5 protein-coding genes are annotated in these 14382 nt (G+C 63.3%); all 5 read right to left on the bottom strand.

The genetic code is table 11. From position 1 onward, the window contains the following. Positions 1–6762, bottom strand: coding sequence for an SDR family NAD(P)-dependent oxidoreductase (locus AC5S27_RS00325; protein ID WP_493932631.1), 6762 nt, complete (start codon positions 6760–6762; stop codon positions 1–3). 28 nt (positions 6763–6790) lie between these two features. Next, complete coding sequence (locus AC5S27_RS00320) at positions 6791–7615, bottom strand: thioesterase II family protein (protein ID WP_493932630.1); 825 nt, start codon at positions 7613–7615, stop codon at positions 6791–6793. 110 nt (positions 7616–7725) lie between these two features. Further along, positions 7726–8916, bottom strand: a complete 1191-nt coding sequence (locus tag AC5S27_RS00315) for a thioesterase domain-containing protein (protein ID WP_493932629.1) — start codon at positions 8914–8916, stop codon at positions 7726–7728. A 54-nt stretch (positions 8917–8970) separates the two neighbouring features. Next, on the bottom strand, positions 8971–13569 hold the full coding sequence (locus AC5S27_RS00310) for a type I polyketide synthase (protein ID WP_493932628.1): 4599 nt from the start codon (positions 13567–13569) through the stop codon (positions 8971–8973). A gap of 388 nt (positions 13570–13957) precedes the next feature. After that, complete coding sequence (locus AC5S27_RS00305) at positions 13958–14371, bottom strand: cupin domain-containing protein (protein WP_493932627.1); 414 nt, start codon at positions 14369–14371, stop codon at positions 13958–13960. Positions 14372–14382 lie beyond the last annotated feature (11 nt).

The raw sequence follows: 14382 nt of genomic DNA, 5'->3' as shown, positions 1-14382 counted from the left end.
TCAGTCCCCACTCAACTCCCCCGGCTCCATCAACGCCCGTAAAGCCTCTTCATCGGAGAGCTGATCCGGACTCTTGGCGGCAGCTTCCGCCAAAACCGGCTTCGGCGCGGCTGGAACGGCAACAGGCTCCGGCACCGCATCCAACCCCAGCCGCTTCAAAACCTGCGCCGTCAGCTGCGTTAACGTCGGATAGTTAAAGACCGCAGTAGCTGGCAACGCCAGCCCCAGCCCAGCATTCACGCGCCGGATAAACTCCAGGGCCATCAGCGAATCGATCCCCATCTGCCCAAACAGCTGATTGGCCTTGATCTTCTCCGGAGCCAGCTTCAGCACCCGGCTCGTCTCCGTCCGCAGCAACTCTTCCAGCCGCTGCGCCCGTTCCGCCACCGTCGCCATCTGCGCCAACTCGTCCGGCACGCTCAACTCTGTAGATTTGTTCTCTGTCGCAGCAACGGCCGTCTTATCCGCGCCGACGATGCCGCGCAGCAGCGAAGGAATCACCTCATAGCTGGCCGCAATCGCATCCCGGTCAATCGAGAGCGCCACCGCCTGCCGCGGATTGGCCTTGAGCGCCTCGCCCAGCACATGCAACGCCTCATCGCGATCGAAGCTGCCCAGTCCAGCCGCATCGTACCCCCCAATCGTCCGGCTCGTCCCCAACTCCTTCGCCAGCCCCAGCCCGCGCCAGCCGCCCCAGTTGATCGAAGTCGCCGGCAGCCCCAGCCCACGCCGGTACGCCGCGAACGAATCCAGAAACGAGTTCGCCGCCGAATAGCTCCCATGCCCCAGCTGCGGAAACGGCACAGCAATCGAAGAGAACATCAGGAAGAAATCCAGCGGAACCCCAAGCGTAGCCTCATGCAGATGCCACGTCCCGCGAATCTTAGGCCCATACACCGCGTCAAACCGCTCCGGCCGCAAATCCACCACCAGCGCATCATCAATCACCGCCGCTGCGTGCATGATCCCGCGCAGCGGCAGCATCGTGGCGCCAATTTCAGCAACGAGCGCCTGCACAGCATCCGCATCGACAAGGTCCGTCCGACGATGCTCAACAGTGGCCCCAGCCTCGCGCACCCGACGCATCACTTCCAGCTCTTCCGCGCCAGCAACGCGCCGCGACACCAGCACGATATTCCCCGCGCCATTCGCAGCCATCCACTCCGCCACCGCCGCGCCCACGCCACCGAGACCACCCGTGATCAGGTAACTCGCATCGCGCGAGAACAAGCCAGCCTGCTTCGGCAACGCCTGCCAATCCTTCTTCGCCTCACCGGAGAACTTAATCGCCAGCTTGCCGATATGCCGTCCCTGCGCCATGAACCGCAGCGCGTCCGAAACCTCAGTCGCCGGATACGCGGTCACCGGCAGCGCTGACCAGCGGCCCTCGGCCACAGCCTTCACCACCTCGGCAAACAGCTCCGCCGAATACTCCGGCTTCTCCTCCACCATCGCCGCCAGGTCCACGGCAAAGTAAGAGATATTCCGCCGGAAGCCCTTCAGCCCCACCCGCTTGTCATCGTAGATATCCCGCTTGCCCAGCTCCAGGAACCGTCCGTACGGAGCCAGCACTTCAATACTCGCTGGAATAAAGTCCCCCGACAGCGAATTGAGCACGATATCCACGCCCTTGCCGCCGGTAATCTCCATCACGCCGTCCACAAACTCCAGCGTCCGCGACTGCAGCACATGCTCCACACCCCAGCTCTGCAGGAAAGCATGCTTCTCCGGCGAGCTGGCCGTAGCAATAATCCTTGCCCCCGCAGCCTGCGCAATCCGAACCGCCGCAAGCCCAACACCACCAGCGCCAGCGTGGATCAAGACCCACTCACCCCGCCGCATCCGCCCCAGCTCAATCAGCGAGTAGTACGCCGTCAGATAAGCAATCGGCAGCCCGGCACCCTCGATCTGGCTCAACCCGGCAGGCTTCGGCAGCACCAGCGGCGCAGGCAGAATCACCGTCGAAGCCAGCAACCCCTTCTTCAGCGGCGAAGTCGTCAACGCCACAACTTCATCGCCGACACTTAACCCCTGCACACCTTCGCCAAGAGCGGCCACGCGTCCGCTGCACTCCCCGCCCATCTCAATCGGGGCCTTCGGGTCAAGGCCAAAGCTGAACCCAGCCGCCTTGGTCACATCAATAAAATTCAGCGCAACAAAATCAACCGCAATCGCCACCTCACCCGGACCCGGCTCAGGCAATTCCATCACCCGTAGCGGCAGCGCCTCAAAGCTCCCACCACGCCCAGTCTCCACACGAAACTCTTCGTCGACTCCAAGCGCCTGTGGCTTCGGATCCACCTTCGGCATAGGGCAAGGCAGCATACGCGCCGCAAACACCCGCTCTCCGCGCACCGCCAGCCGATCCTCGCGCTCCTCCGGAGCCTCGTCCAGAAACAACAGCCGTACCAAAGCATCCGTTTCAGCCGCGTCACCGTCCGCGCTCAAATCCACCACAGCCGCAGCAAACTCCGGATGCTCGTACAGGATCACCGAAGCCATACCCCACGCCGGAGAGCTCGCTAACGATGTTGCACCAGCAACGGCTTCTACCGTCTGCGTACCCTCCGTCATAATCCAAAGCCGCGGCACCTGCGTCCATCCAGCCCGGGTAATCCCCTGCACCAGCGTAGGCAGGAATTTCGATCCGCTTCCCTGCGCCGCCAGCCAGCCTGCCAGCCCTGATTCAAACCCGTCACCCAGCGACCAGCAGTCGACAACTCCCGCAATCTGCCCAGCCTCAGCCGCCACCAGCCCCAGCAACCGGTCGACCGCCGCCGGATCGCCCAGCGGAAGCTCGTACTCGTCCGCTCCCAGCAGATCCAGCCGCCGCTCGCCCGCGCCCAGTGGCCTGAACGTGTCGCCCAGCCAAACCAGCGAGCTTCGCCCACCCAGATCGAGCAGCTTCTGCGCCAAAGCAGCAGCCCGACAACCAGCATCCGCAAAAATCAGCCAATGCTTCCCCAGCGCCGCCCCAACCGACGGCTTCGCCAACTCGCCCAGTTCAGCCCATCCCATATTCCAGAGCCCATCCGCAGCCCGTTCGTGCCCACGCGACTCAACCCGCTGCACCGTCATTCCATGCGCAACAACCAACAGCGCGCCAGACTCCGACCAAAGCTCGATGTCGTACTCGGTGGTCCCAGCCTCAGCGTCCGAGCCCTTGAAGGCCGCCCGCGTGATCAACCGCTGCCGCTCCGACTTAGGTAAATCAGAAGGCGTCCGCACCACCCGCAACTCCCGCAGCGCGGAAGGCAGATACACATCATCCGCCGAAACCCCAGGCGTCCTCAGCAGCAGCGGAATCATGACCTGGAAGCAGCAATCCAGCAGCGCCGGATGCACCTCATATCCAGCAGCATCTTCTAACGCCAGCACAGCCTCGGCCGCGGCAGCACCACCGAACTGCCCGATCGTAAAGCTCTCCAGCAACTGGAACGCCGGCCCATACTCCAGCCCGCTCGCCCCAGCCTTGCGGTAATGCTCTTCCTTCGATCCCGACCGCAGAACAGAATCCAGCTTAGGCACAGCAGCCTTAACAGCCTCGTTCACCAGCTCGATCAATCCCGAAGAATGCTCCGACCAGCCACCATCAGACGCACCTGCCCCGCCGCCCTGCCGCCCCATCAACGCAAACCGGTACAGCTCACGCATCCCCGGTACTCGCCGCACCAGCAACTGCAGCTCCTGCGCCTCAGACTCGGAAAGGTAGATCGCCTGCTTGAACTCCAGCTCCGAAAGCTGAACCTGCCCGGCAGGAAACAGCACCCGCGCCGCTTCCAGCACAGCTTCAACATGCGCCGCCGCAGGCACCACAATCCCGCCGCCCACCCGGTGATCGGTGAGGTAAGGCAAAGAAGCCAGATCGGCCGCCACCGCAAACACACTCGTCCCCGGCTCATGCGCCGGCTCCGTCCGCGAAAGCAGCATCGGGCTAAGCCGCATACTCACCGGCTTGGCCGCTACCGGCTCGTCCGACTCCTGCCAGAACCGCTCATGCTCAAACGCATACTCCGGCAGCCGCAGCTTCCCCTCAGGCCGCGATGCAGCCAGCCCGCTTCGCCCATGCAGCGCGGCCCAGTCCAGCTTCCCGCCCGCCGTCCAATACCGCCCCAGCGAACGCAGCATCACCGGCCAGGCCGCCTGCCCGCGCAGCAGCGAAGGCAACACAATTCCAGCGGAAGCCGAACCAGTTCCCAAACCCCGCAGAGTATGCTCCAGCGCCGGCACCAGCACCGGGTGCGGGCTCAACTCGATAAAGCAATCGAACCCCTCGCCCACCAGCGCCGTCGTCGCAGCAGCCAGCCGTACCGGCTCCCGCAGATTCCGCACCCAATACCCGGCATCCATCGCCGCGCCATCGGCGTAAGCAGCATACACCGTCGAATACAGCGGCAGCGTTCCAGCCCGAGGCTGCAGATCCTTCAGCTCCTCCGCCAGCTCACCCAGGATCGGATCCACCAGCGCACTATGCGAAGCCACATCCACCTTCACCCGGCGGCAGAAAATCTCCTTCAGCTCCAGCCACTCCAGCAACTGGTCCACAGCCTCGGCATCGCCGGAAATCACCGTAGTCCCCGGCGAGTTCGCCGCAGCAATCGAAACTCGCCCGGCAAACGAAGCCAGCTGAGCCTCCATCTCCGCCGCAGGCAACTCCACGCTCGCCATCGCGCCAGACCCGCTCAGCCGCCGCATCAACCGGCTCCTCCGGCAGATCACCGCCGCCGCATCCTCCAGCGATAACACGCCAGCCAGATACGCCGCCGCCGCCTCGCCCATGCTGTGGCCAACCACCGCACCCGGCACCACGCCAATGGACTTCCAAACCGCCGCCAGAGCCACGCTCATGGCAAACAGCGCCGGCTGCACAAAATCAATTTCAGTCAACCAGCGTGCCGCCTCGGTACTCCCCAGCCGCTCGATGAGCGACCATCCAGTTTCCCCGGCAATGGCAGCGTCACAAGCCGTAAAGCTCTCCCGGAAAGCCGCATTCTCCCGCAGCAGATCCCGTGCCATCCCATCCCACTGCGAGCCCTGCCCTGGCGCCACAAACACCACCCGAGGCGCACGCTCTCCAGCTGTCCCGGCTTCAGCACCGGCAGCCGAATCCCCAGCCAGAAACGCCTCAATCTGCCCCCGTAGCTCCGCCGCATCCCGTCCAGAAACAGCAAGCCGCTGCCCCAGATGCGTCCGCCGCTCCCCGGCAAAGTGACAAACCGAAGCCAGCTCCCCGCCAGCAAAATCCTGTGCCAGGTACTTCGCCCAGTTCTCCGCGTTCCGCCTTAGTGCCTCCGGCGAATATGCCGTCAAAGGCAGTAAATATCCAGCAGGCGCTGCCGTCTCAACCAACGCACCGGCCGCAACCTCGCCTAGCACCAGATGCGAATTCGTTCCCGTCAGCCCGAACGAGCTAGCCCCAACCACCAGCGGCTTCGGCGCACCATGCTCGTCAACGCGCGCCTTCAACTCCCGAGCCTCACGCGGAATCTCCACCGGCCCGCCCACCCAGTCAATCGCCGGATTTGGCACCGGTTGGGGATCGTCCTGCAGCAGACTCCCCGGAATGACTCCTTTGTGCAGAATCAGCGCCGCCTTGATCGTCCCAGCCACACCCGCCGCCGACTCCGTATGCCCAATGTTGGTCTTCAGCGACCCCACCGGCACCTTGCCCAGCGCACGTTCTACCTCCTCGCTCACGCCACCCGCACGCAGCGCATCCGAGATCGCCCCAACCTCCACCGGATCGCCGACCTGCGTCCCCGTCCCATGCGCCTCGATGTAGCTCAGGTCCGCGCCGGTAATCCCAGCCTGCCGCCATGCTTCCTCGAGCATCGCTTTCTGACCCGCCCGGCTCGGTGTCACCAGGTAGCCACTGCTGCTGCCGTCGTTGTTCACCGACCCGCCGCGAATCACCGCATAGATCGAGTCGCCCGCAGCCTGCGCATCAGACAGCCGCTTCAGCACCACCATCCCCGCGCCTTCGCTGCGCACAAACCCGTTCGCGCTCTTGTCGCCGAACTTGCAATGCCCATCCGCCGCCAGCATTCCCGCATTGGTAAACAGCCGCGTCACATCCGTCGAAAGCACAATGTTCGCCCCGCCGCCCAGCGCCATGTCGCACTCGTGCAGCTGCAAACTCTGGCAAGCCAGGTGAATCGCCACCATCGACGACGAGCAAGCCGTATCCACACAAATGCTCGGCCCTTCAAACCCGAACGTGAACGATACCCGCCCGCAAATCGTCGACCGGTTGCCGCCCGTGATCTGATAAAACTCCGGCTTCTCCGTCGTGTTGTAGATATGCGTTTCGTAGTCGGTCGTCCAGAGCCCGGTAAACACCCCGGTCCGCGAACCGCGATACTGCTCTTTCACCTGCCCGGCATCTTCGAGAGCATCCCAGCTCACTTCCAGCAGCAGTCTCTGCTGCGGATCGATATACGCCGCCTCGCGCGGAGAAATCCCAAAGAACGCCGCATCGAACTTGTCCACATCCGGCAGAAATCCACCCAGGTGCGAAGCAATCACCTTGCTTCCAGCCGCGCGCTCGGCATACACAGCGTCCAGATCGCGAAACCGCCCTCCCGGGTACGGCACGACAGCATCGCGCCCTTCCAGCAGCAGCCGCCAAAGCTCCTCCGGCCCGCGCGCCATCGAGTACCGGCAGCCAATGCCAACAATGGCAATCGGCTCATGAACAAAGCCCTTTGCAGATCCCGTTCTGTTGCCGCCCTTCGCGCCCATGCCATCATTCCCCTGTCTCAATCTTTCAGCAGCTTCCCGCCCAAACAAATCACGCCAATCTGGCCGAAGCCAGTCCCGCCCTCGCCGGCAACAGACTCTGCCGGATCCGCTCCAGAGCCAGATCCCGCGACTCCGGCACAGCTAGAAAGAAGTGCTCCCCCGCCACCGTGTGAATCTCAAACTCATCCGCCGTGTGGTGTACCCACTGCCCCAGCATCTCAGGAGAAATCCCCCAGTCATCCCGCCCCGCAAACACCGTCACCGGGCAATGCACCGGTGTCGCCTGCGCATGGTCGTAGTTCTCATAGGCAGCAAAGTCCGCCTTCAGCACCGGCAGCAGCAGCTCCATCAGCTCCGGCTCGCTCAGCACCGCCGCGGGAATCCCCGCATACCGCTCCTGGATCGCCGACACAAACTCGTCATCCGGCAGATGCAGAATCCGCGGATGAATCAGCCCCAGCTTCGGCGGCGCACTCGCGCCAATAAACAAGTGCTGCGGCGTCGGCAATCCCTCCGCCTCCAGCCGCCGCGTCACTTCAAAAGCCACCACCCCGCCAAGACTATGCCCATAGAACACAAACGGTACCTCCGGGCTTCCGCTCAACGCAGGCCGCAGAACCGTAAGGTAGTCCTCCACCATCTCCGGCACCGAAACGCAAGGCACCTCCTTGAACCGCATCCCGCGCCCGCGCGGCTGCGCCGCCCAAACCTCAATCTCCGGCTTCAGCCGCTCGCCCCAACCAGCAAATACCGGTGCCGACCCACCCGCATAGGGAAAACAGAACAACCGCGCCCGAACAGACGTCGTTGCAGACGCGCTTCCCGGCGTACCAGGAGAGCGGACAAATCGGGGAGAGAGAGCAGTAGGCAGCAAGTGGCTCCTTGGTCGGGAATGCATCAAGAGTTGGGATAATTCTCGCCCACTTCTGCAAGAAATTGACAGTTATTGTCGACCGGCAATACCAGAGGACAGGAGAAACGACCTCAAATCTCCATGGTGACTCTCCCGGAATCTGCCTCAGTGACACGCATTCCGTTGCTCAGGGAATCATCGAGAGCCCTTGCCTCTGTTGCATCTGGTTTCCCAAACAGCCCGGCCGCCTCATCGGCCCGATGCAGCGCAGCCGTCAGTTGCGCGGAGAGCGCATCCAATCCGGGCTGGTACAGAATCCGTCCATGATCGCCCGGCAGTTCCTTGATCGTCAGGCCGCCCTGGGCAAACTGCCCCCAGTTCAGGTCATACGGCAGCTTCTGCTCGTTCGGATCTTCCTCCGCCCGAAACAGAGTCAGCTTGCCCGGATACGGCTTCACCTTGTAGCTCGTCCCGGCCACATAATTAATCTCGCGCACGTTGCGCACCGCGCTTGCCACCATCCCATCGCCTTTGCTGGCCGCGTAGATATAGTTGGCTCTTTGCATACGTTCCCGCAGCCGCCGCCAAAGGTACTTGATCCGGCCCTTGCGCCGGTGCGTGCGCAGATACAGCAGATGCATCCGCCACAGAATCCGCCGATACAGCGGACCCACCGTCTTTACTCCGCGCATCCACTCCGGCTGCCGTGTATCCAGCATCCCCACCAGGCCCACTTCCAACCCGGCCGCATGCAGTTGCTGCGCAATCTCATACGCCACCAGACCGCCAAACGAAAAGCCCAGCAGGTGGTATGGTCCATGCGATACCACCGCCCGCATGTCCGCTACATACTGCTCCGCCATCTGCTCCAGACCCAGTACCGCCTGCCGCCCGGGCAACAGCGCCTGCGCCTGAATCCCATAGACCGGCTGCTCCGGGTCCAGGCACTTGGCCAGGGAATAGAACCCCAACACATTCCCGCCCACCCCGTGCACGATGAATAGCGGAGGCAACTTGCCCTTCACATTCCGCAGCGGCACCACCGTCGAACGGTCAATTCGCGTCTGCGTGAAGTAAATGTGGTCGGTCATCTTGGAGATGGTCCGCGCCTGCTCCAGGTCACGCACCGTCAACTCCAGACCCATCTCTTGATTTATGCAGTCAATCATCACCGGGGCCAGATGATGGTCGCCGCCGTGGAAATAGAAATCGCTGTGTTCATCCACATGCGGCTTCTCCAGAGCGCGCGCCCACAGCTCTCCCAGCTTGGCCGCGATCTGTGCCCGGGTTTTCTCTTCGTGGTGCTCTTCCGACGGTTTCATGACCCTACCACTGCTCCTAAATGCCTCTACTCACGGACGCAGGTGCGCACCGGATCAAAATTCAAACTCTTCGCGATCTTCCCCTTCACCAGCCGACGCAGACACCGCCTGTGCGCGCAGCACCGTCGGCGCAGACTCACGTATGCGCCCACCCAGGCTCTCCGGCGTCGGTGCATCAAAAATGGCGCGAATACTCAATTCCCCCCCGAATTGCTCCCGGATCCGCGCCAGCACCATCGTACCCAAAAGCGAATGTCCGCCCAACTCAAAAAAATTATCCCCAGCCTCCACGGATTCCGCGCCCAGCAACTCCTTCCAGATCGCAATCACCGCCCGAGTCTCTTCCGTAGCTACCCCGTCTGACGACTCTTCCCGGTTCACGGAATCCAGCAGTCCGGCGAGTCCCTCCTGCTCCGCCGTCAGCTGTTTCCGCGCATCCAATTCGGTCCCAGCCACAAGGGCAGCCTGCACGCCACTCATCCGGTCAACCACGCCCGGCAAGAGCCCCTGCAGATCAACCGTGGATACCAGAATTTGCGCCTCACCGCTCGCCAGCGCGCGCTCGAAGATCGCCACACCCTCCGCAGGCGTGATCGCCGTCTTGAAGCGCTCCGTGCGCACATACTCAAACTCCGGAGCAATCTCCCGCTCCGCAGCCATACCCACCTCGCGCCAGGCCTCCAGATTCAATGAAACCGCCGGCACCCCCAAATGCTGCCGGCACCACGTCGCATACCGGTCCAGGAATGAATTCGCCGCAGCATAAGCCGAGTCGCCCCCAATCGGCAGCACCGCGCTGATCGATGAGCAGAACAGCAGAAAATCAATCTCCTTACCCGCCGCCAGCTCCGCCAGCACCCGGCTCCCCGCCAGCTTCGGCCGGAACAGCTCCTCAGCCGACGGCACATCCTGCGCCGAAATCCGTGCGCCGCCGCCGATACCGGCAGCATGAATCACCCCATGCACCGCGCCAAACCTGCTCTCGACCTCATCCCACACCAAACGCATCGCAGCCTCATCGGCTACATCGGCGGAAAGCAGCAAAAGTCGACCGCCCAGCCGCTCCAGCTCCTTCGCCCGCACAATCCGTCGCGACGTCGCATTTGCCGGACCATGCTCGGTCAGCCACTCCTCCCAGCCCTCGCGAGCCGGAAGCCCCGACCTGCCCACCATCGCCACATTCGCGCCGTACGTCTCCATCAAATGCCCGGCCCAGACCGATCCCACCCCGCCCAGTCCACCCGTGATCACATACGTGCCACCTGCCCGCAACCTCGAAGGTCCACCTTCGAGCCGAACCTGCTGCCAGACCTGCTGCCAACGCGTACCGCCGCGAAACGCCACCGTGATCCCCGGCGCAGCGACCGTAGCCAGTTCCGCCAGCACCAGTCCGCTGGCCCGCGCAATCTCGGCATCCGAAACCGGCCCCGGATCGATCACCCGCGTCGGTACACCCGGAAACTCAGTCGCCGCGACCCGCGCCAATCCCTCCAGCACTCCCCGGCCCGGCCCCGTCACCGGCTCGCCAGCAATTTCCGCAAGCCCCCCAGCGACAAAGTCCATCTGCGCAAACCGCACCTTCGCCGGCTGCGCCGTCTGCAGCAGCATCAGCAGCCCGGCATACACATCCAAACCGGAATCCACGCCGGCACCGTGTTCACCCTGAAGTGTCCAGCAGTCCACCAGCCCCACCGCAGCTCCAGCCAGCAGTTCCCGATGCTCCCGCCAGAATCCCTCAAAAAAGCTATGCAACTCAGCCGCATCCGGCCTGCGAACCGCCAGCCGCAACACCTGCGCCCCGCCCTTCTCCAGACCCTCCGCCAGCCGCGCCGCGAATCCCCCTCCGTCCTCCAAAACCAGCCAGGTCTTCACCGGCTCAGCCCGTCGCTGCAGCACCAGTGCAGCAGCCGGTGTCCGCTGCCACGTCGGCGCGTAAAACCACGAAGCCATATCGCTGCGCTTGCCCAGCACCTTCACCGGAACCGTTGAAGTCGAATCCTGCACCGCCGGCTTCGCCTCCACCCAGAACCGCTCGCGCTCAAACGCATAGGTCGGCAGCGCGATGCGCCGGTCCGCCGGAGCCGCCGGCATCTCTTCCCAGCGCAGATCTGCCCCGCACTCCCATACCTTCGCCGCCGTCTCCAGAAATGCCCGCACATCATCGCCGCTTCGATTCGGCGCCCCAAGACTCGAAGCAAATGCCAATTTCTTATTCTGCTGCCGAGTCAGCGTCGCCAGCGCATCGCCCGGCCCCGCCTCCAGCAGGAAGAAGTTCGCCTCCGGCTTGGCCAGCACCGCAGCATTCTCGGCAAACCGCACCCGCGCCGTAATCTGGTCCGCCCAATACCGCGCGCTCGTCGCTTCCTCAGCCGTAATCCACCCGCCCGTCACGTTCGAGAGCCACGCCAGCCGCGGAGCCTTCCGCTCCACTGCCGCCACAGCCTTTTCAAACTTCCCGGCAGCCTCAGCCATCTGCGGAGTATGAAAAGCACGATTTGTCTTCAGCCGCACCGCCGCGACGCGCCTCGCGGCGAGCCGCTTCTCCAGCCCTTCAACCGCAGCCACCGACCCCGAAATCACCGTCAGCTTCGGCCCGTTCTCCGCCGCGATCCACAAATCCTGATCCAGAATTTCGTTCACATCCTCAACAGCCAGACTCACCGCCAGCATCAGCCCCGCCGGAGTATCCTCCATCAGCGCCCCGCGCGTCACCGCCAGCCGCATCCCGTCCTCAAACGAGAAAACCCCGGCCACCGCCGCCGCCGTCAGCTCACCCAGGCTGTGCCCAACCAGCACATCCGGCTGCACCCCGAGCTCCATCCACCGCACCGCCAGCGCATACTCGGTCAGGAACAGCAGCGGCTGCGCCACGCTCGTTCCCATCTCGGAAATATCCGCTGCCGCATCACAGATCACACTCAGAATGGTCTTGGCCAGCTCACCCGGCACCACGGCCAGCCCGCGATCCACCAATTCCTTGAACCGCGCATCCCGTGAGTAAAGCTCCAACGCCATCCCGGCAAACTGCTGCCCCTGCCCCGGAAACAGGAACGCCACCCGCTTCTTCTCGGCAGTGGGCCCATCTCCCTTGCGAGGCTTTCCAAGCGCAGCAGCCAGCTCTTCAGAATTCCCAGCCACCACCGCCCGCCGGTACCCGAACTTCCGCCGCCCAAGCTGCAAAGTAGCCGCAGCCGCAGCCAGATCCGTCAAACCCTCCGCCGCCCCAGCCAGCCGCCCAACACCAGCCTCCAGCGCCGATGCCGTCTTCGCCGAAACCGGAAACACCCACGGCCCAGTCCCATCCCCTGAAATCGCTTTCAAAACCGGCGGCGCACTCTTCAGGCACAGATGCACATTCGTCCCGCCAATCCCGAACGAGCTCACGCCGGCCCAGCGCTCCACTTCCCCCTGCGGCCAGTGCTCCGTTCCCGCACTCACCCGGAACGGCGTCTGCTCAATCCCCAACGCCGGATTCGCCCGCTCAAAGTTCAGCGTCGGCGGAATCACCCCGTGATAGACCGCCATCGTCGCCTTGATCAGCCCGGCAACGCCAGCCGCCACATCCCCGTGGCCCATATTCGACTTCACAGAGCCCAGCACGCACTTCGCCACACCCGGCCGGTCACCAAAAGCCTCAGCCAGCGCCGCAATCTCAATCGGATCGCCCAGCTCCGTCCCCGTCCCATGCGCCTCGACATACCCGATGCGATCCGCCGTGATCCCCGCCGCAGCATGTGCCCCGCGAATCACCTCAGCCTGCCCCTCAACGCTCGGCGCCGTATACCCCACCTTGCCCGACCCATCGTTGTTCCACGCCGACCCGGCAATCACGCCATAGATCGTGTCGCCCGCAGCCATAGCATCGCTCAACCGCTTCAAAACAACAATCCCGGCGCCACGCCCCGGCACCGTCCCGTGCGCCTTCTCGTCAAACGGCCGGCAAAGGCCATCCGGCGAAAGAATCATCCCCGGAATGTACTGGTACCCCGCCACCTGCGGGAACATCACCGAAACCCCGCCTGCCAGTGCCGCATCGCTCTCGCCCGACAGCAGACTCTGGCAAGCCAGATGCACCGCCGCCAGCGAAGTCGAGCACGCCGTCTGAATCCCCACAGCCGGTCCGCGCAGGTTCAGCTTGTACGCCACCCGCGTCGCCAGAAAGTCCTTGTCATTGCCCAGCATGAGCTGGTATCCGCCCGCCGCAGCCAGAAACTCCGCGTTCCCCAGCAACTGCAGCAGGTAGGTATTCATGCCAATCCCGGCAAACACCCCCACCCGCTCTCCGTCGCCGGTCATCCCCGCGTGTTCCAGAGCCTCGTAAGCGCATTCCAGAAAGATCCGCTGCTGCGGATCCAGAATCTCCGCCTCGCGCTTGGAAATATCGAAGAACTTCGCATCGAAGCTCTCCGCGTCCTCAAGGTGCGTCCCGGAACGAACAAAATGCTGCGCCTCAGCCAGATCCGGATCGACCCCAGCCGCGCGCAGCTCCTCATCCGTCGGCTGCGAAAGCAGGCTCTCCCCCGCCGCCACCTTCCGCCAGTACTCGTCCACCGAACGGCACCCGGGAAAGCGAGCCGCCATGCCAATGATGGCAATACCTTCAGACCACCGCAAATTGTCAGTGATCAACCCGGCCTTTTGCTGACTGCTCACAATACCACCCCTAAGCCGAAGCATCTTTGTACAGTTACCCGTTCTCGTTCAGAAGGCGTCTGCCAAAACTATAGCGAGAGCCCCTAGGAGTGGAATACAAAAATGCATAGGGAAAGGGAATACCACTTTCTACCCATACTGCAACCAACCGAGTGTGCTCGCGGATTCAGAACTTGCATCCTGCATCCAGTTCATCGGCAAAATGCGGTGGCGCTCTATTTGCCATTTGAATCGCCATCGACAAAACGGCGGCGAGCCCCATCAGCCACAAGCCCCCCTGTTCGCCAGCAGGCAATCAAGTCCTGTCACGATACGAGGATCCAGGACCCGGCGCCCGTTTCGAGCAGTAGTTCAGCCGCGCAAGATCACAATCCCGCAAACATGCCAGTCAATATCGCGGCATCGTTTCAATAAAGCTCGCCGCCGTTCCCGACCCCGCATCCACAAAATGCACATCCTTCGGATCACGCCACGGCGTGTCCACCGAAAACACCACCAGCGGCTCCTCCAGAATCTCCGGAAAACTATGCACCACACCACGCTTGAAAAACAGCAGCTTCCCCGGCTTCAACTCCTGCGGCTCCAGCCCCTCCACCACCACCCGCGCCCGCCCCTTCACCACTAGCAGATACTCATCGCAAGTCTCGTGATAATGTGCCGGCACCGCCCGATAAATCCGGAACATCCGCGCACTCGCCGCCGCTTCTTCCGTCAGTCGCGTATCAATCAGCATCGTCTCCGCTCTCTCCGGAAACTCCCCCGCCAACGCCAGCAGATCAAACACCGCACTCGAACCAGACATCGCATCCCCCC

The organism is Acidicapsa borealis (assembly GCF_059115245.1).
This window is presented reverse-complemented; position numbering and strand designations above follow the sequence as displayed.

Coding starts and splice junctions, on each gene's coding strand:
- AC5S27_RS00305 (WP_493932627.1), bottom strand. CDS start 14,371: ATGTCTGGTTCGAGTGCGGTGTTTGATCTGCTGGCGTTGGCGGGGGAG.
- AC5S27_RS00315 (WP_493932629.1), bottom strand. CDS start 8,916: ATGAAACCGTCGGAAGAGCACCACGAAGAGAAAACCCGGGCACAGATC.